This window comes from Coprococcus sp. AF102-57 (assembly GCF_027686195.1).
Lineage (GTDB): Bacteria > Bacillota > Clostridia > Lachnospirales > Lachnospiraceae > Allocoprococcus > Allocoprococcus comes.
In genome coordinates, this window is the sequence record NZ_JAQCSY010000039.1 from 1 (window position 1) to 16,337 (window position 16,337).

Annotated in this window: 18 protein-coding genes; all 18 read right to left on the reverse strand. The window is 51.9% G+C overall.

Annotation, left to right across the window (positions count from 1 at the left end):
- Positions 1-56 precede the first annotated feature (56 nt).
- The 18 genes from PGZ10_RS16115 to PGZ10_RS16200 all read right to left on the reverse strand — a co-directional run bounded on the left by PGZ10_RS16115 (position 57) and on the right by PGZ10_RS16200 (position 15,632).
- The gene (locus PGZ10_RS16115) at positions 57-1,682 is read right to left on the reverse strand and encodes a recombinase family protein (RefSeq protein ID WP_002594230.1); all 1,626 of its coding nucleotides are present in this window, start codon (positions 1,680-1,682) and stop codon (positions 57-59) included.
- Positions 1,683-1,809: 127 nt separating this feature from the next.
- Positions 1,810-2,004 carry a transposon-encoded TnpW family protein gene (locus tag PGZ10_RS16120; RefSeq protein ID WP_002594231.1) on the reverse strand — a complete coding sequence of 65 codons (195 nt, stop codon included), beginning with the start codon at positions 2,002-2,004 and terminating at the stop codon, positions 1,810-1,812.
- Positions 2,001-2,855, reverse strand: a complete 855-nt coding sequence (locus PGZ10_RS16125) for an ATP-binding protein (RefSeq protein ID WP_002594232.1) — start codon at positions 2,853-2,855, stop codon at positions 2,001-2,003. The genes PGZ10_RS16120 and PGZ10_RS16125 overlap by 4 nt, the downstream gene beginning before the upstream one ends.
- A complete protein-coding gene (locus PGZ10_RS16130) occupies positions 2,852-3,592 on the reverse strand; it encodes a replication initiator protein A (RefSeq protein WP_002594233.1) in 741 nt (246 codons plus the stop codon). Before PGZ10_RS16130 ends, PGZ10_RS16125 begins: the two co-directional genes overlap by 4 nt.
- Before the next feature lie 130 nt (positions 3,593-3,722).
- Positions 3,723-4,109, reverse strand: a complete 387-nt coding sequence (locus PGZ10_RS16135; protein WP_002594234.1) for a cysteine-rich VLP domain-containing protein — start codon at positions 4,107-4,109, stop codon at positions 3,723-3,725.
- Positions 4,099-5,724: a relaxase/mobilization nuclease domain-containing protein gene (locus PGZ10_RS16140; protein ID WP_002594235.1), complete on the reverse strand. Its 1,626-nt coding sequence runs from the start codon at positions 5,722-5,724 to the stop codon at positions 4,099-4,101. Before PGZ10_RS16140 ends, PGZ10_RS16135 begins: the two co-directional genes overlap by 11 nt.
- Positions 5,696-6,091 carry a plasmid mobilization protein gene (locus PGZ10_RS16145; protein ID WP_002594236.1) on the reverse strand — a complete coding sequence of 132 codons (396 nt, stop codon included), beginning with the start codon at positions 6,089-6,091 and terminating at the stop codon, positions 5,696-5,698. The genes PGZ10_RS16140 and PGZ10_RS16145 overlap by 29 nt, the downstream gene beginning before the upstream one ends.
- 627 nt (positions 6,092-6,718) lie before the next feature.
- Entirely contained in the window at positions 6,719-7,207 is a 489-nt protein-coding gene (locus PGZ10_RS16150) for a hypothetical protein (RefSeq protein ID WP_002569239.1), read from the reverse strand.
- An 87-nt stretch (positions 7,208-7,294) separates the two neighbouring features.
- Entirely contained in the window at positions 7,295-7,663 is a 369-nt protein-coding gene (locus tag PGZ10_RS16155; protein ID WP_117659805.1) for a hypothetical protein, read from the reverse strand.
- 70 nt (positions 7,664-7,733) lie between these two features.
- The gene (locus PGZ10_RS16160; protein WP_117659859.1) at positions 7,734-7,934 is read right to left on the reverse strand and encodes a DUF6199 family natural product biosynthesis protein; all 201 of its coding nucleotides are present in this window, start codon (positions 7,932-7,934) and stop codon (positions 7,734-7,736) included.
- Positions 7,935-8,126: 192 nt separating this feature from the next.
- Positions 8,127-8,309 (reverse strand): Maff2 family mobile element protein, encoded by a 183-nt coding sequence (locus tag PGZ10_RS16165; protein WP_270541866.1) that lies wholly within the window; start codon positions 8,307-8,309, stop codon positions 8,127-8,129.
- 47 nt (positions 8,310-8,356) lie between these two features.
- Positions 8,357-10,180, reverse strand: coding sequence for a VirD4-like conjugal transfer protein, CD1115 family (locus tag PGZ10_RS16170; protein ID WP_270541867.1), 1,824 nt, complete (start codon positions 10,178-10,180; stop codon positions 8,357-8,359).
- Positions 10,177-10,647, reverse strand: a complete 471-nt coding sequence (locus PGZ10_RS16175) for a PcfB family protein (protein WP_118688847.1) — start codon at positions 10,645-10,647, stop codon at positions 10,177-10,179. Before PGZ10_RS16175 ends, PGZ10_RS16170 begins: the two co-directional genes overlap by 4 nt.
- A 91-nt stretch (positions 10,648-10,738) precedes the next feature.
- Complete coding sequence (locus PGZ10_RS16180) at positions 10,739-11,788, reverse strand: hypothetical protein (RefSeq protein ID WP_442872549.1); 1,050 nt, start codon at positions 11,786-11,788, stop codon at positions 10,739-10,741.
- A 14-nt stretch (positions 11,789-11,802) separates the two neighbouring features.
- Positions 11,803-12,516 (reverse strand): antirestriction protein ArdA, encoded by a 714-nt coding sequence (locus PGZ10_RS16185; protein WP_270541871.1) that lies wholly within the window; start codon positions 12,514-12,516, stop codon positions 11,803-11,805.
- A 4-nt stretch (positions 12,517-12,520) separates the two neighbouring features.
- Positions 12,521-13,606 carry a DNA cytosine methyltransferase gene (locus PGZ10_RS16190; protein WP_012741700.1) on the reverse strand — a complete coding sequence of 362 codons (1,086 nt, stop codon included), beginning with the start codon at positions 13,604-13,606 and terminating at the stop codon, positions 12,521-12,523.
- Complete coding sequence (locus PGZ10_RS16195; protein WP_003500157.1) at positions 13,593-13,949, reverse strand: DUF7768 domain-containing protein; 357 nt, start codon at positions 13,947-13,949, stop codon at positions 13,593-13,595. Before PGZ10_RS16195 ends, PGZ10_RS16190 begins: the two co-directional genes overlap by 14 nt.
- Before the next feature lie 309 nt (positions 13,950-14,258).
- Entirely contained in the window at positions 14,259-15,632 is a 1,374-nt protein-coding gene (locus tag PGZ10_RS16200; RefSeq protein WP_330674336.1) for a ParB/RepB/Spo0J family partition protein, read from the reverse strand.
- Positions 15,633-16,337 lie beyond the last annotated feature (705 nt).

Here is a 16,337-nt window from a genome sequence, read left to right on the forward strand (position 1 = left end):
TAAAAAATTTTGCCGTTCCTATCCGGCACATGAGGTATGTCGGATAGGTCGGGCGGTTAGGTGTCGGGCAGTTCTACCTTGCCGACAAAAGAATAATAGATTTCGATTTCCTGTCTGCGTAACTTGCCCCGGCGTTTCCCGTCAAGGGCAACGCTTTCATGGACAACGATTTTCTCCACAAACTCCCGCAGCAGAGTAGGGGTAAGTTCTTCAATGGTAGTGTGCCTGCGTACCACATTCATAAACTTTTCAGCGTTTGCGGTGGCTTCCTGCGCTTTGGAAAGTTCTTCCCGCAGTCTGGCGGCACGTTCTTTCAGTTCTTTCTGCTCGGCTTCATAGTCTGCCGACAGCTCTGTGAAACGCTCGTCCGATATGCGCCCGGTTACGCTGTCCTCATACAGCCGCTTGAAGATAGCAGATAACTCGGCTATGCGTTTCTCGGCGGCTTCCAGCTCCTTTTTCTTGGCGGCGTTCCTGCGTCTGTCCCCGTCCTCATTCTGCTCGATTAAAAGCTTCATAAACCGGGCTTCATGCTTTGCCGCATAGCTGGTAACTTTCCGCAGATTGGAGAGTACGCCAGCGGTCAAGAGGTCAGTGCGGATAAAGTGCGCTGTGCAGTCGGCGGTGCGTTTCTTGTAGCTTCCGCAGATATAACAGTCCTGCTTGCGCTTGTCCGTCTGGTATCGCTGCTGGTACATGACGCTGCCGCAGTCGGCACAAAAGAGTATGCCGGAGAACAAGCCCACTTCGTCATAACGGTTGGGGCGTTTGCGCTGCTTGCGTAACTCCTGCACCCGTTCCCACGTTTCCCGGTCAATGATAGGCTCATGGTGGTTCTCAAAAACCGCCTGCTTTTCCGGGGGATTTTCTATGCTGTGTTTCAGCTTGTAGGACGGCTTCTCGGTCTTAAAGTTTACCAGACAGCCCGTATATTCCCGGTTTTCCAGCAGATGAACCACGGTATTGGTCGCCCACTTGCACTCATAGCCGGGGTGGTAGCGGCGGGTGCTGCCCGTCCTGCGGTATTCCAGCGTCCCCGGCGTGGGGATTTGCTGCTCGGTCAGCATACGGGCTATCTTGGTCGGACCGTTCCCGGCAAGGCAAAGGCTGTAAATCTGCCGTACCACCGGGGCGGCTTCCTCGTCAATGATAAAGTTTTCGTCCTCGTCCATGAGGTAGCCATAGACGGGCTTGCTTGTGATGGGCTTTCCGCTCATGCCCTTAGAGCGTTTTACTGCCTTGATTTTCTTGCTCGTATCTCTCACCAGCCATTCGTTAAAAATGTTCCGCAGCGGGGCAAAATCATTTTCCCCCTGTGCGCTGTCCACTCCGTCATTGATAGCGATGAAGCGGACACCTTTCTGTGGGAAAATCATTTCTGTGTACATTCCCACCTGTAAGTAGTTTCGCCCTAACCTCGACATATCCTTGACGATAACTGTCCCGACTTTCCCTGCTTCAATGTCTGCAAGCATGGCTTGAAATCCGGGTCTTTGAAAGTTCGCACCGGAATAACCGTCGTCGGTGTACCAGCGCAGATTAGAAAATCCATTCTGTTTGGCATAGGTTTCCAAAATCCTCTTTTGGTTGGAAATGGAATTGCTCTCGCCTTGCAGCTCGTCCTCATGGGACAGTCTTGGGTAAAGGGCGGTAATGAGTTGCTGGGTGGTCTGTCTTAACATAAATTCCTCCGTTTCCGACAGCCAGCCCCACTATTCCGTACCTTGATTGTACCACATGGGGCGGCTGTCTGTATAGCGGCAAAAGCGTCAAATCTGCTTCTTTACGGTCGGTAAAAATGACGGTTTTTCAATCAGGCTTATCACAGGTCAAATATCCGGCGGCGGCTTCTGCTTCCAGCACTTTCATCATCTTGTCAGCGGCGGTGTCGGTCGCCCCCTCCTTGAAAAAGCCAGACACCACAAGGATTGTGTTGCCTATCCTCGTTTCGGTCACGCAGTCCGGGCGGCGGGCAGGGCGTTTGTTTCTCTGGGTGTCGGTCATAGGCAAATCTCCTTTCCGGCAAGCAGCCGTTTCAGCTGTTCCATTTTTCCCTGTGCGGCGGCTTTCCTCAAATTCTCCCCGGTAAAGCAGAGAGGGGAACACATTTCAAGCAGGCGGTCATAAATCCGGGCGTGGGCGGTGTCCTCCGGGTGCTGCAATTCCTCCAGCGTGAGGTTGGTCGTCACAATCAGCGGCTTCCTGCTCCGGTAGCGGCTGTCAATCACATTGTAGACCTGTTCCAGACCGTATTCTGTGCCACGCTCCATTCCAAAATCGTCAATGATGAGCAGGGGGAAGCTGCAAAGGCGGGAAATATATTCGTTCCTGCCCGCAAAGCTGGCGGCAAGGTCGTTTAATATTGCTGCAAAGTTTGTCATGCACACCGGGACTTCCTGCTCCATGAGGGCGTTTGCAATACACCCGGCAAAATAGCTTTTCCCAGTGCCTACCCTGCCCCACAAGAGCAGCCCGTAGTTCCCGTCCTTTATCTGTTCCCAGCGTGCCACATATCCGGCGGCGTTCTTCATCTGCGGGCAGCTGCCGTTATCGTTGGCAAATGTCCAGTCCTGCATGGTCTTGTCTGTAAAGCCCTGCCGTTTCAGCCGTTCCACCGTTTCAAGGTGGCTGCGCCGCTTCTCGGCGGCTTCCCGTTCCTTACGGGCTGCCCGCTGGCAGTCGCACTCTGACGGGTGGCGGTCACGCCCGAAAAAGGTCTTGCCCTCCGGGAAATAGGCTTCTTTGGGTTTCCGGCATTTGCCGCAGTATAAAAGCCCGTCCTCCCCGGTGTAATCCTCCGGCTCGGCTGTGGTGTCGGTCATAGGCAGTATGGTGTTGTGGATTGTATCGGTCATAGGCTTTCTCCCTCCTTGAATGAATAGTCCGGTATGCCTTTCTTTGGCTTCTCTTTGGCAGCGTCCTCCTGCGCCCACTTGTAAATGGTGGCTGCATGGCTCTGGTACTGCTTCCCGGTGGAAGCGATGTGGCAGGAAAGGCGGTCAAGGTAATACTCCCACTTGCCGGGGAAGTCCTGTTCCAGCTCCAAAAGTTCTGTGTCAGAAAGAAATACATTTTTATATCTGCCATAAGCGGCGGGGGGCTGCCCCTCACTCGCTCCTTTTGTTTGGCTCTCTATTAGGTTGTTTATATTAGTTTGGTTAGGGGACGGTTTTCCGACCGTCATAAGGTCAGTTTTCCGGCTGTCAGTTGGTCGGTTTCCCGCCCTTATGAGGGGCGGTTTTCCGTCCGTCAGTTGGTCGGAAAACTGTACCACTGGGATAGGCGGCACTTTCACATACAGACGGTTGGCGGCAGAAAAGCCCGTCCGTCTGCGTTCCAGCAGCCCGGCAGCGTCCAGTTCGTTCAGTGCGCCCTTTATGGTGGTGCAGCCTTTATCCAGCATTTCCGCTATCTCTGCTATGGGGTAGACAATGTATGTCCGTCCCTCGCTGTCCTGCCAGCCGTTCTTCTGCGAAAGGGTGGAACGGTCTAACAGCAGCGCATATAACTCTCTTGCGGTGTGGGATAGGTCTGTTTCCAGCAGGAAACGGGGGTAAGGCAGGTAAGCGGGCAGCTCCGTTCCTGCGGTCATATAATCAGCGATAGGGTTCACCTCCTTGTGGTGTCTGTCTGTGGGTTCTGTTACGCTTTTAGGGGGCGTTTTTAAGGGAAAAGGATAAATGTATCACGCACCCTTTGACACCCTCCAAAAAAGCCTTGATTTATGCGGGTTTGAAATGCCCTAAAGCGTGACATTTCTCCCTTTGTTTCCGCTTCCGTTTGGCGGCGTTTATCCGCTTCATGCGTCCGGCGCAGTCCGGGCAGTATTTCCCCCGGTTGGATTTTGGGAAGAAGAACGCCCCGCAGACAGCGCAGCGTTTCCGGCTTCCCCGGCGCAAGAGGGCGGCTTCCAGTGCTTCATCAAGGGGCAGGACAGCGGCGGTAAACCAGCGGCAGAGCAGCGAATAGCTGATACTCTGTACACACACGCAAGGCTCGCCGTCCTCCAACAGCAGGCAGTTCCCGCTGTCATAGTTGCAGCACTCATGCACAAGGCGGCGGGCTGCCCGGTACTGGCGGTAGTCCATGCGGGGGATATTACCGTTCATGGCTCTGCTCCTTTCTGCGCTGCGGCTCGCTCCGGCGTAAAATCTGGTCGATATTGCCCTTGACAGTCTGCAAGCGGCGGTACTCCTCCCGTTTTGCCCGGTAATCGTTGTAGCCGCTGTTTTTCTCTTTGATAAGGCTTTCAATCTCTGCTTGCAGGGATTTATAGCTCGGCAGCTTGGAAATGCCGTTCTCCCTGAAATAGCGGGCGGCTGCGTCTGCTATGATAAAGTCACTTTCATGCTTCTGACGGTAGGCTGCTTTTGCTTTGGCGTTTTTCTGCTGTTTCAGCCCGTCCCGGACAGGGCGGGTCTTGGAATAGGCAAGCACCTGCCGTTGCAGCTCCTTTTTCCCGTTCAGCGTCTTTTCCACCTGCTTCAACCACGCAAGGCTTTCCTGCATGGCGGCATAGGCGGCAGAACAGGCTTCGTCCAGTTCCTCCGGGGAGGAAAAGCCGTACTGCTGATAGGCGGTAACGGTAGCTGCCATTTGCTTTAGGTTGTGCTTTGCCGCCCAGCGGTCATAGCCCACGCCCTTGCCCTCGGCTCGCTTGGCTTCCCGGTCAACCATGCGCTGCAAGGTGTTGTCTGCCGGGGTGGTTTTTGCAGCTTTTTCCCCTTGTAACGGCTTTTTAACTGCGGCAGGGTATTCGGGTATGGCTTTGGTCTGTTCGGCAGCTCTGTGGGCGTTCTGCGTGAGCAGGGCAAGGACAGCAGCCTTGTCAAAATCGTCCCCCAGCTTTCGGGCTGTGATAGGCTTTGTCCTGTCCGGCGTGAGGTAGGAAAGCCGCCCCCGGCTCTCCTTGACGGTCACACCCTCCCGCAGCAAAAGGGAAGAAAACTCGTCAAAGCTGCCAGCTTGGGAAAGTGCCTGCCGTATCGTCCGGCGCAGCTTCGCCTTGTCCGTTTCAAACTTGGTGGGCTTGGTCGGCTGTCCGGCGGCTTCTCTGGCGGCGTTCTCTTTGTCAAGGGCAAGCTGCCCTTTCTTTGCCGCCCAGTATTCCCGTTCGGTTATCCGTTCCTTGCTGCCGTTCAAGAGGTCGATTTGGTAAAGCCCCTCCCGGTGGCACATTTCCATGACTTCGCTCTTGAAATATTCCATAGCGGCGTTGGTGCAGCGGTGCTTGCAGCCCTCCAGCGTGTCGGCTGGTCTGTCCATGTAGGGCAGAAGCGGGACTTCGTAAATCCGCAGGGAGTTGATGACGATATGCACATGGATATTCCCGCTGTGGTTATGCCCGTCCGGGTGGGTGCAGATTAGGGCTTGGTGTCCGGGGAAATGCTCCTTGCAGAACTGCTCGCCCAGCTCCTGCGCCCGGTCTACGGTCAAGCCGTTGTCTGTCCCGTCCCGTGGGTCAAAGCTGATGATATAGTGGTGGCTTTTCACATCTTCCCGTTTTTGGTTTTTCTCATAGCGGAGATTGGCTCGCATACAGGCAACAGCGAAATCCTCGCCCCCGCAGTTGAGGGAAGAAATGCGGTAATCCTCCCTCGGTATCAGCCGCCCGTTTTCATCAAGGGTGGCTTTCATGGTAAACTCGTCATGCTCAAATGTGAGATAGGCTTCCGCTGCGCCATAGTCGGCGTTTTTAGAGCTGATATGTTTGAATGTTGCCAACAGCGTCACCCACTTTCTGCAAGACTTCAAACTTTAGGGCAGCAAGGTCGGAAACCGCCGCCCGTACCTCCCCGGCAAGCTGCGGATAGGGACTGTGCCACTCGTTCAGCGTCCGGGCTATCTGGTTTAAGTTGCCGCCGATCCTCCCGTATTCGGCGGTCAGCTTCCCGACAGCGGCAAGCAGCTCGTCATTGATGGGGGAAACGGTTATGATGGGGCGTATGGCTGCCCCGGTTATGGCTTGCCGGATAAACTCGGCTTGGCTCATGTGGTAAGCAGAAAGCCGCTGGGCAAACTCGGCGTATTCTTCCTCGGTCATGCGTGTTTTGACTACCCGGCTGCGGTGCGGCGTGTTGTATCGTTTCATAGGTGGTTGACCTCCTTTCTGTGCGTGGTGTCCTCTCACTAATAGGAGAAAAACAGGGTGTGAAGCGGAACTGTTTTTGAAAAATCCGAAAAATATTTTGAGGGGTTTTTCAGCGGCGCAAGCCGCATAAGCAGGGTTTGGGGAAGGCACTCCCCAACAAGATTCCCGCAGGGGCAAAATGAGCGATAAGCGAATTTTGGCACCTCGGTAGAATCTTGCTCTAAGAAACTGCCGGCCTGCCGTTCACTTGCTACTGCCACTTTTTCAGAAAATCTATAACCAGCTTTTTTTATAAAAGGCTGCGGGCTGGCGTTTTTCCCTTACTCCCTACAAACCACAAAAGAGCAGAATGGACGGACTTTCCGGCAAGAACTTTTCCGGCGGCTCGGTCTTTCCCGACAATAAGGCGTTTCGGAAGCTGCGTTTTGCCCGCTGTCTGAAAAAAATGGCAGCCTTTTTTGGTTTCACTGTCTAATACGGAACTTTTGGAAATTTGCCAAAAATGGACGCAAAAAAAGCAGCAAATCTTTTTCGGATTTACTGCTTCATGTGCCGCTGCGGTGCGGCGGGATGGATATTCAGTTGAAATAAAAGAGGATGGTGGTACTTTAGTCTATCGACTCTTTACTAACTATTAGGTAATCTTGAAAGATTTTCCTTGAATTTATCTAAAGAATGTTCATTGTTTCCCGCAAAAATAAGTGGAATTGTATATTCATATGATATGCCATTTTCATAGTCCGATAATTGTATTTTTATAGTATCATCCCTCTCATCTTTAGGTGCTATATATATGAATGAATTTTTATTTATATCAGATATTTTCCCTTTTTCAGAAGAAACAGTATAACCCCAGTCTGTTAAATTTGTCTTTATTGTAACTTCTGTTTCTGTTTCTTTTCTAGTCTGCAATGCTGTTTTATCGATTTGGATATCAAAAGGAGTCGAACCTAACAATTCACTGTTTATATTTACAAGTTCTTCTCCATTTGTTTTAGAAATATTAGATTCATCTTCATAATTTTGTTGAGATTCATCTTTTGGTGTTTCTCTGTTACATCCTAATAAAAAGCATAAAATAATTAGTACTAATACAGAAAGTTGTTTTTTTTGCATTTATTTCTCCTTTCATATTATCAAAGAAAGCACTGAGAGTACTTTCAAGAAATTATGAAATATTCTCAATGCTTTCTATTTTTTCCATTAAATATCAACAAAAATCACTCGATGTCCATGCATACGCATTGAACCAACTGAATTATTTACTTCTGGTTTAAAGTATACTTCATTTCCCATCTCGCCAGTATTAAATTCAATACTCGGAGACACAAGATATGCCCAATTACTATCTTTTACGCTCTGTCCATCAAGATCGATAAGTTTTTCAAAATAGTCGGATAAAACTTTCCAACCAACTTGCCACCAATTTACTTTCCGCTCACTTTCATTAGTTTGTGTCGCTTCTGCCTTTGCTTCCGGCGATAACTCACTTGCAAAAGTCGTCGTACTTGCACCTATACATAGCGTTCCTATAAGTGCCAATGATATAACCTTTTTAAATATCTTATTCATACAGTTCACTCCTTTCTTGAAATTATTGAATTCGAATAATAGGATACAATTTAAGAACTATAAGGGTGTTTCATTTTATAATTAGATATATAATCATACCAACTGAACAAATAATAAAAAATACACCACCAATCCGCATTAATACTAAATATAGTTCGGTTGGTTCACCATTTTTTACTGTGAATAAATTTTCTATTTTCCATAATATTTTAGGATAACAGACCATACAAACTCCCAAAATCAATAATACCAACACCCATAAATAGTCCACCAAATTTCCCTCCTTTCAACTAAGTATCCTTGTATACATTTCTACACTATATCTTAGGATAATGTTACCATGAAAATGCCGATAAATCAAGCGTTATTCACGATATGATATGTAAAACCTCAAAAGATTTCGTCATTTTTAACAATGTTTGTTTGGAATAGTAGGGCTGCATATCAATTTTTATATGCTACTTTATGACACATAAGCATTTGCCGCAGGGTTGTCCGACCCGTAACCTTCCAGAAGGTTGATGACGCCCCATACCGCCAGACCGGCACCAAGAGCCATAACCAGAATTTTGAGAATGTCGATTGCCTGATTGAAAAATTCCATATACGTTCCTCCATTTTGTTTGTTTGATGGTTTTGGGTACAAAAAAAGCCGCCCACATCGGCGGCGCTTCGGGTCATCATGGCCCGAAGTTACACGAACTCGTCGCTGTCCAGATCATCGAAGTTCAATAGGTCAGCTTCTTCGTCTGTGTCGGAGCCATCCACTTCGTACACCGTGTATTCGTCCTCCGGCTTTAGTCTCAATGGCCGGTGGCGGAACAGGCTTTCCAAGCGGAAGGCGTTTTTCTTTTTATCAAATTCGGCTGTGTACTTGTAATTCGGGTGCTTTTTCAAGTCATACTTCGGGGACAGGAAGGGCGGGAGCCCCCGAAGCTGCAAGATACATTTATCCCCGGGCATGGTGGTGATCTCGCTGGTGGTCATCAGCTCCCGGCCAAGCCGCTGCATATTCTGGCTGTAACTTTCAGACTGTCCACGGCTTCGGCCCTCGGTCTGCATAGAGATGGTGGCCTTGCCCAGCCAGTTTTCCGAAATATCCTTTAGGGTGGAAGCCTCCCGGCCTCCGAGGAATACGATACTGTCCATGTTGCCCATGATGGTTTCGGAATGGTCTTTGTACAATGCCTTGCACTGGCTCATAGCCTGATAAAAGAGCGTCAGGCTGATCTCACGGGAGCGGATGACGGCCACGATCTTTTCCAGCCCCGGCACCTGCCCGGTGTTGGCAGCCTCGTCCCATAGCACCCGCACATGGTAGGGCAGACGCCCGCCATAGGTGTTGTCAGCCCGTTCACACAGAAGGTTGAACATCTGCGAAAAAGCGAGGGCAACCAAAAAGTTGTAGGTGGTGTCCGTGTCGCTGATAAGGAAGAACAGAGCCGATTTTTCATCCCCCAGCTTATCAAGCTCCAGCTCGTCATAAGACATGATCTCCCGAAGCTGGGGAATATCAAAGGGAGCCAGTCTTGCACCGCAGGAAATCAAAATGCTTTTGGCTGTCTTGCCGCTGGCGAGCTTGTATTTCTTATACTGCCTCACGGCGAAGTGCTGGGGGCTGCGGCGTTCCAGCCCGTCAAACATATAGTCCACCGCATTTTTGAAGGTTTCGTCATCCTCCCGGACTTCCATGCTGTTTATCATTTCCACCAGCGTATTCATGTTGCGTTCCTCCTCCGGCCCCTCAAAGACGATGTAGGCCACAAGGGCGCAGTACAAGAGGGTTTCGGCTTTGCTCCAGAACTCGTCGCCCTCCTTGCCGTCGCCTTTGGTGTTGGCAATCAGAGCGGTAACGAATTTCAAAACATCGCTTTCCGTCTTGATATAGGCCAGCGGATTATAGTGCATGGATTTTGAAAAGTCGATACTGTTGAACACTCGCACCCTGTATTTCTCCCATTGAAGAAACCGCCCGCACTGGTCGAGGGTGCCGCCCTTCGGGTCTACCACCACATACGAGGAATGGGCTTGAAGGAGCTGCGGGGTCAGCCAGAACCTTGTCTTGCCCGAGCCGGACGAGCCGATGACACAGGCGTTTAGGTTCCGGGCATTGGCGGGTATCTTCGGACGGGTGTTCATGGTAAGGAACTCCGTCCCGGTCAGAATGACATTGTTCTGAAATTTAGGGTCTACAAACGGCTTTATATCCTCCTTTGTTCCAAAGCGGGCGGTGCCGTACTCTGCATCCCGCCGGAATTTTTTCGCCTGCCTGATCTTTGACTGTATCAGCAGATACACCCCAGCCGCACCGGCAAGGCCCACCAGCAGGTCAATACCTCCCAGCCCCGGCCAGTAGGTTTCAAAGGCTTTGGGGAAGGTATCAAGCATCCCCATGAGCTTTGTCCCGAAGTCTGTGCCGGGGGCGATCCGGTAGGCCGTCCCGATTTTGGAGAAGAACCAGAACACAAAGAGGTACGGCAGGTTTGGGAGCACATATTTTCTGATCTTGTCACTCAACGTCCGTCCTTCACCGCCTCTCTGGTTCGCTGCTTTTCCTTTGACTGTGTCCTGATCTGCTCCGTGAATTTCCGAAGCTGGCCGAGGATGGAAGCCTTGTCCTGCTCTTTGTTCAGCACCTTTGCGCTGTACTTCTGGAAGGCCGCCGTGATAGCGTCCGCCTGATTGGCTTTGAAAAACAGCAGGTAATGACCGGGGCTCACTTTATGGAAAGCGTAGTCCACATGGAACTCCTTCGCAATCCGGTCAAAATCCTTTGGGGCTCCCACATAGGGCATGGCGCTTTTGCCGCCATAGTGGTTCATCAGCTTTTTCACGCTCTGGCGTCCCTGCGGGGTCAGCGCCTTCCGGTGGTGCTTTTGCAGCGCCCGCGCTACCTTCCCAAGAGCGGCAGCCAGCACTTTCCCCGTGAGCTTCGTTGTCCTGATCGAAAGGGCAACCGTTTTTTGGTTTACTTCTTCCTGCATAAAACCTCCTTTCCGTCGGGGTTCCCGCTATCCGGGAGGCCCCCGTACAATCTCGGGGAACAGAAAACCTCGGGCCAATGTGGCCCGAGGCTTACCGCTCGGCATCCCTGCCGGACGGAGCTTTCTTTTCCGGCTCCGTCTGGACTTTTTCGCCCTGTTCCCGCATGGTCTGCAAGATAGAGGGCTTCTTTTGAAGCTGGGAGGGCTTTTCGCCGGACAGCGGCTTGATACATTCCAGTCGGTCAGCCGCCCGGATGGCGTTGTCCGTGAGCTGCCTCTGCCATGCGCCCACGCTGGGAGCCCAGCGGAAACCATTGCTTTTCAGCTCAGCCCGGGTGTCCGCGTCAGGCTTTCCGTCAAAGAACACCTGCAAGCGGTTGTCCTCCCGGTTCATTTCCACACGGCCCCCATCGAACTCCCAGCCGGAAAATTCCTGCTGTGCCTGTTTGGAAAGCTGTTCGATACGGGCCTTTACCCGGCGGATCTCCGCATTGTTGTTGGTAAGCTGGTAACTTTCAAAGGGCCTCGGGTCGCTCCGCCAGCTTGACGCCATGCTTGCTTTCAGCTTTTCAATCTGGTCCGGCGACAGCAGCGCACAGCCGTCCAGCTTGCCATGCTTGCGGTAATAGGCGTTGACCTCCTTCATAATGAGCTGGGAGCGTTCCAGCCCGTCCAACTTCTTCTGGAGCTTTTCAATCGCTGCCGGGTCATCGGCGCTGATCCCGCCCATGCCGGTACTGCGTATCTTATCCAGCAGCCCTTGAATATACCGCCATTCCTCCATGTTGCTGTCCCGGGCCCGGTTCTGTTTTTCCTTCTTTCCCACCGGGAAATTGGCAGGTCCGGCGATCATCACAGAGGGAACTCTTGCGTCAATGGCAAAGCCCTGGTTCATGTTTTCGGCCAGCTTGCGGGCGTAGGTGTCTAACAGATGGTCGATCTTCTCATGGTACATGGGGTCCACCCGGGATTTCTGCTGTTCCGCTATGGCGGCGGCCTTGTCCACCATTGCCCGGTATTCCGCCGTTGCGCTCCCTTCCTTGTAGTCGGAAAAGCTGTTCATTTCTTTTGCCCGGCGGGCGGCCCCTTCATTGATAGAGTAATAGTTGATGGTATGCACCTCCTTCATGCTTCGGGCCATGCTGGCCCGAAGTCCTACCGTTCTTCATGGGAAGGCCCCGCCTTGTCCTTTTTCGGAGCGGGCGGGGCTTCTTGAAACCGTTTGAGTGCAGCGAGAATGGAGTGGACAGGCTCGGCCTTTTCAGGATAGGCAAATATCCGGTGTTCCGGCGGAATGTCCTGCGGCCCGTGGTAATACGCCTTGAAGCCCTCCGGGACTGCCGACACGTACCCACCGGGAGCGAATACGCCGCCCTCGTTGATACGCACATCCCGCCCGTATGCCTCATAATCGAAGTAGTTCTGAATGTGCTCCGGTATGTCGATGGTCCCAAGCTCGTCGGCGTAAAGACGGCCCAGCCCTTCATCATCAGAAATATCCGGGTAAAAGCGGTACAGGTCAAGGTTCTGGGTCAGGTTTATCAAATCCTTCACGCTCCGTGTGTGGTTTCCCAAGACAAGAGCGGCTTCAAAGGTTTCCAGTCCGCCCTTATCCCGTACTTCCAGCAGGGCGTGGCCCAGCTCGTTCAGCTCGTCGATGTCCTCACATTCGTAGAGATAATCGTAGAGCCCCAGCACATCACTGTCAAAGCTGGTAAAGAACACTTCGCTGTACCGTTTCCCGTCTATCCCGATTTTGGCAAGGGCGGCCTGCAACTCCTGTGTCGTCATGGGGAAATGTACCGTTGTCCCTACCTCGATCCCCATCAAGGGGTACAGGGCGGTGTTGGTTATATAGGCTTCAAACATGGGCTCATTCCTCCTTTCCGGCCCGGTCAGCCAGCACCTCATAAATCCCGGCCATAATGTAATCGGCGCAAGGGAGGGCAATCGCATTTCCCAGCGCCTTGTAACGTTGCAGAGGCCGGATCTCCACGCCGTCCGCCCCGTACTTTGTCCAGCCCTCCGGCAGCCCCATCAGCCGTTCACTTTCTGTTTCCGTCAGAAAACGGATACAGCCGCCCTCCGGGTCGCCCTCATACCAGAAGGCAAAGGGCGTTACATCACTGGCTAAAAGAGTGGGAAAAGGGTCAGTTGGTAATCCGAAGCTGTTTCGGAAGGCCGTTTCTTCCTGCCTTTTTGCCGCTCCCCGCATACGGAAGCACTGAAAGGGGTGGATGACTGGTATCTGCCGCCCTGTTTCAAAAGAAGCTGTTCGATCTCCTTCGGCGGCGGCCCGCCCGCCCTCTCCGCAAGGCGGAGGAAGTGGGAGCATTGGACGGGGCTTAAATAGTATGTCTGCGGCACGTCTGCCTCCAAAATCCGCCACGACGAAAATCCGCTGCCTTCGTGCCAGCCTTCGGGAGCCTGCCCAATACTGGGCGTCCATGAGCCGCCAGCACACATCAGGCGTTCCCCCTCGCACCATTCCGGCGTTTCCCCATCTTCCCGAAGGAGGCATTGGAACTTCGGTGTCCGAGAAGGCGGATAGGACGGCTCTAAAGTCCATCCGGTCATTTGTAGAAAACGCTCCCATGACGTTTTCCCAAACAGCGATAGCTGGATATAGGTTATCAGTAGCATCCCTCATTTCCTGTATGATACGAAACGCCTGATAGAACAGGCTTGATTTTGCCCCGGCAAGGCCGGAGCGGTTGCCAATCAGAGAAAGGTTCTGACAGGGGGAACCGAAGGTAATTATATGGACAGGTGGGATTTTCCCGCCGTCCACCTTCGTAATATCCCCCAAATGCACCATGTCGGGAAAGTGCCTTTTGGTTATGGAGATGGGCGCTTTTTCAATCTCACTGGCCCATACCGGACGGATACCGCACCGGGAAGCAGCCAGAGGGAACACGCCGATCCCGTCAAAAAGGCTCCCCAGCTTAATGTCCGGCATGGCCCGGGGTGCCGTGTCCCTTCACGGCAAGCACCCCTTCCAGCGTTGTCGCCGCAATGCCCAGCCGTCCGGCAACCGCAATATCGTTTTTTACATCCTCGTCCACAGCGCTGCCGCAGACGATCAGGGTATGGGAGCGCCGCAGCATATCCCGGCGCATATCAATCCCGGCTTTGTGTTCCTCGGGAACGCTGTCATTCAAAAACAGCGGCAGATACAAGAGCGGGCAGATCGGGGAAAAACCCGCCTCATAAGCAAGACGGCAGTAGTGGGCCGCCAGCTCCATATCAACATCCGGCTCGCCGCTCCATGCGGCGGTCAGGTACGCTAAAGGTCGTTTCATTGGTTGAGCCTCCATTTCTGTTTTGGTTTAGGGAAAAGCAAGGTATCGCCCAACCCCTCCGCCCCTTCCCCCGGGAAGGGGAACGGCTCTGGAGAATTTATATCCCCGTCGCTTGACCGGGAAAAAGCATAACCGGAAGAAATCCGTCAAGGGTGCCTCCGGCACCGCCTGCGGCGGCGCTGCCCTTGACTGATTTTCCCGGCTATGCTACGGAATAACTGGCGACGGGGAATCATTTATATCTCCAGAGCTTCGGGGCGCGGGGCAGAGCCCCGCAATCCTCGGGCCATGCTGACCCGAAGTTTTAGCTTACTTTTCCTGTTCGTTTTTCTTCTCCGGCTTTTCGTGTTCCTTCTGCTGACCCTTCCAGTCGTCCAGCAGCTTGATGATCTGGTCCTTCATTTCCCTCGGCGTAGTTTCCTTGCCGAAATACTTGCTCAGTTCCGCACCTGTCAAAATCACTTTGTCTACCTCCTTTTTGTCCTCCATCATAATGCCGTCGATTACATCCCCGTTGAGTAGCTTCTTTTCGTCCAACTCACGCATACGCTTTGCCTGCGCCTGTGAAGGCGAGGACTGCTGGCTGTCAATGGCAACGGCGATATAGTTCTGGTTCTTTTTGCTGACATAGGAAAGCTCCACCGCCGTAGTAAAGCCCAGCTTTTTTTCATCCATCAACTTCATCAGGTCGGGAACCAGCTCATTGAGACGGATATACCGCTGCACCTGCTTGACCGCCATCTTATTGCGCTCGGCCACGATCTCGTTGGAGCGTTTACCTGCGTCCTTCGGGTCAATCTGGCCCGAAGTGCGGGAGCCCTGGTGCTTGATGGCTTCAAGCTGCATTTTTAAGGCTTTGGCTCGCTCACTGGGGAGGATTTCTTCACGCTGGTTCAGATTGTCCTCCACCATCTGTGTGATGGCTTCATCATCTGTCAGGTTTCGGACGATACAGGGCATATCCGCATATCCGGCAAGCTCACTGGCTTTCTGGCGGCGGTGGCCGGACACGATCTCATAGCCGCCATCCTCACGGGGACGGACGATAGCGGGCTGGGTCACGCCCTTGTCCTTGACGCTGGACACCATAGCCCGCATTTCTTCATCATCCCGGACTTCAAAGGGATGGTTCTTGAAGGCGTGGAGTTCGTTCAGCTTGATATAGACGATCTGCTCCTTGCCCCGGCGTGGAGCATCCTTTGGCTTTTCGGGTCCTTTCGGAGCGGGAGCGGCCTGTATCGTTGGAGCCGTTTTTTTCTCCGGTTCCTTTTTGACCGCCTTTTCCGGTTTCTGTGCGGGAGCTTTGGACTTCGGGGCTGCGTCCTTGTCCTTATTTGCTTTCGGGGGACGGCCCCGGCGCTTCGGCTGTTCCGGCTCTTTGGGTTTTTCCTCTGCTTTTTTCGGAGCCTCCGGCTGCTTTTCCGGTTTCTCCGCTTTTGCCGGGTCAGGCTTTTCCACGCCGGGAGCTGCCGCCCGTTCCTCGACTTTCTTTTCCTTCATAATTTCAGCGAAGTTATAGACAGAAACCTGTGGGTTCTTTACCTCTGGTTCCGTCTTTTTTTCCGGCTCCGGGGAAACGGAAACCTTCCCCGGCTCTTTTGGGGGAGCGGGAGGCGTTTCCTTGCCCGGCCCGCTATCCGTTACCGGCTGTTCCGGCGTTTTTGTGGTTTTATCATCTGCCATAAGCATTTACCTCCTGTTTTTTGGCATGAAAAAAGGGGCTCAACTTTTCAGTCAAGCCCCCGTGGGAAGTTCCTCCTTTCTCCGCCATGATACAAAAATACCGCCCGTAGTCTCGTTTGGGCGGTACTTTGTGTAAGATTGGCAGTCCATTATTAAGCTTTTTATTATGTTCCCTTTGTACACCGTTGCAAAAAATAGTGTATAATCGAATAGTACTGCTTGCAAACCCTTGAAAAATAAGGAGATTTTGATATGACTGGTGATTTAACACCGACTGCCCGATAATTTTAATCCTACAAAAACGCGATAAAGCGCGTGGTTGAGGGATTTTTTATGGTCGGAAAAGCTGTCTGAAAGTTCTGACAATGGCATGGAGTGTACTGTAGTGTTGTGGAGTACATTGGAGTACATGGTCAAAAAATGGTCACAAATACTTTTTCCCAAATGCATACTCATGCATATTGTGTAACCTTTTTTAATGTTAGTTCTCCTATGTTTGTATAATTATTTCGTTTTTTATTCTAATTCAATTCATTTTTATCTTTTCAACTGTTAAATCTAAATTTTGCGTTTCTGCAAAATTGTTTATACAATTTCCTGAGATCAGGTATTTTATACATTGAAATAAAAAGAAGGTTTCAATTTATGAATATCAATAACAGTAAATATATCTTCTATGATGCCGGGGTCAAAACATAGCGTTTT

Coding starts and splice junctions, on each gene's coding strand:
- PGZ10_RS16180 (WP_442872549.1), bottom strand. CDS start 11,788: ATGGCCCGAAGCATGAAGGAGGTGCATACCATCAACTATTACTCTATC.
- PGZ10_RS16185 (WP_270541871.1), bottom strand. CDS start 12,516: ATGTTTGAAGCCTATATAACCAACACCGCCCTGTACCCCTTGATGGGG.
- PGZ10_RS16130 (WP_002594233.1), bottom strand. CDS start 3,592: ATGACCGCAGGAACGGAGCTGCCCGCTTACCTGCCTTACCCCCGTTTC.
- PGZ10_RS16175 (WP_118688847.1), bottom strand. CDS start 10,647: ATGCAGGAAGAAGTAAACCAAAAAACGGTTGCCCTTTCGATCAGGACA.
- PGZ10_RS16135 (WP_002594234.1), bottom strand. CDS start 4,109: ATGAACGGTAATATCCCCCGCATGGACTACCGCCAGTACCGGGCAGCC.
- PGZ10_RS16200 (WP_330674336.1), bottom strand. CDS start 15,632: ATGGCAGATGATAAAACCACAAAAACGCCGGAACAGCCGGTAACGGAT.
- PGZ10_RS16195 (WP_003500157.1), bottom strand. CDS start 13,949: ATGAAACGACCTTTAGCGTACCTGACCGCCGCATGGAGCGGCGAGCCG.
- PGZ10_RS16125 (WP_002594232.1), bottom strand. CDS start 2,855: ATGACCGATACAATCCACAACACCATACTGCCTATGACCGACACCACA.
- PGZ10_RS16190 (WP_012741700.1), bottom strand. CDS start 13,606: ATGCCGGACATTAAGCTGGGGAGCCTTTTTGACGGGATCGGCGTGTTC.
- PGZ10_RS16120 (WP_002594231.1), bottom strand. CDS start 2,004: ATGACCGACACCCAGAGAAACAAACGCCCTGCCCGCCGCCCGGACTGC.
- PGZ10_RS16155 (WP_117659805.1), bottom strand. CDS start 7,663: ATGAATAAGATATTTAAAAAGGTTATATCATTGGCACTTATAGGAACG.
- PGZ10_RS16115 (WP_002594230.1), bottom strand. CDS start 1,682: ATGTTAAGACAGACCACCCAGCAACTCATTACCGCCCTTTACCCAAGA.
- PGZ10_RS16145 (WP_002594236.1), bottom strand. CDS start 6,091: ATGAAACGATACAACACGCCGCACCGCAGCCGGGTAGTCAAAACACGC.
- PGZ10_RS16150 (WP_002569239.1), bottom strand. CDS start 7,207: ATGCAAAAAAAACAACTTTCTGTATTAGTACTAATTATTTTATGCTTT.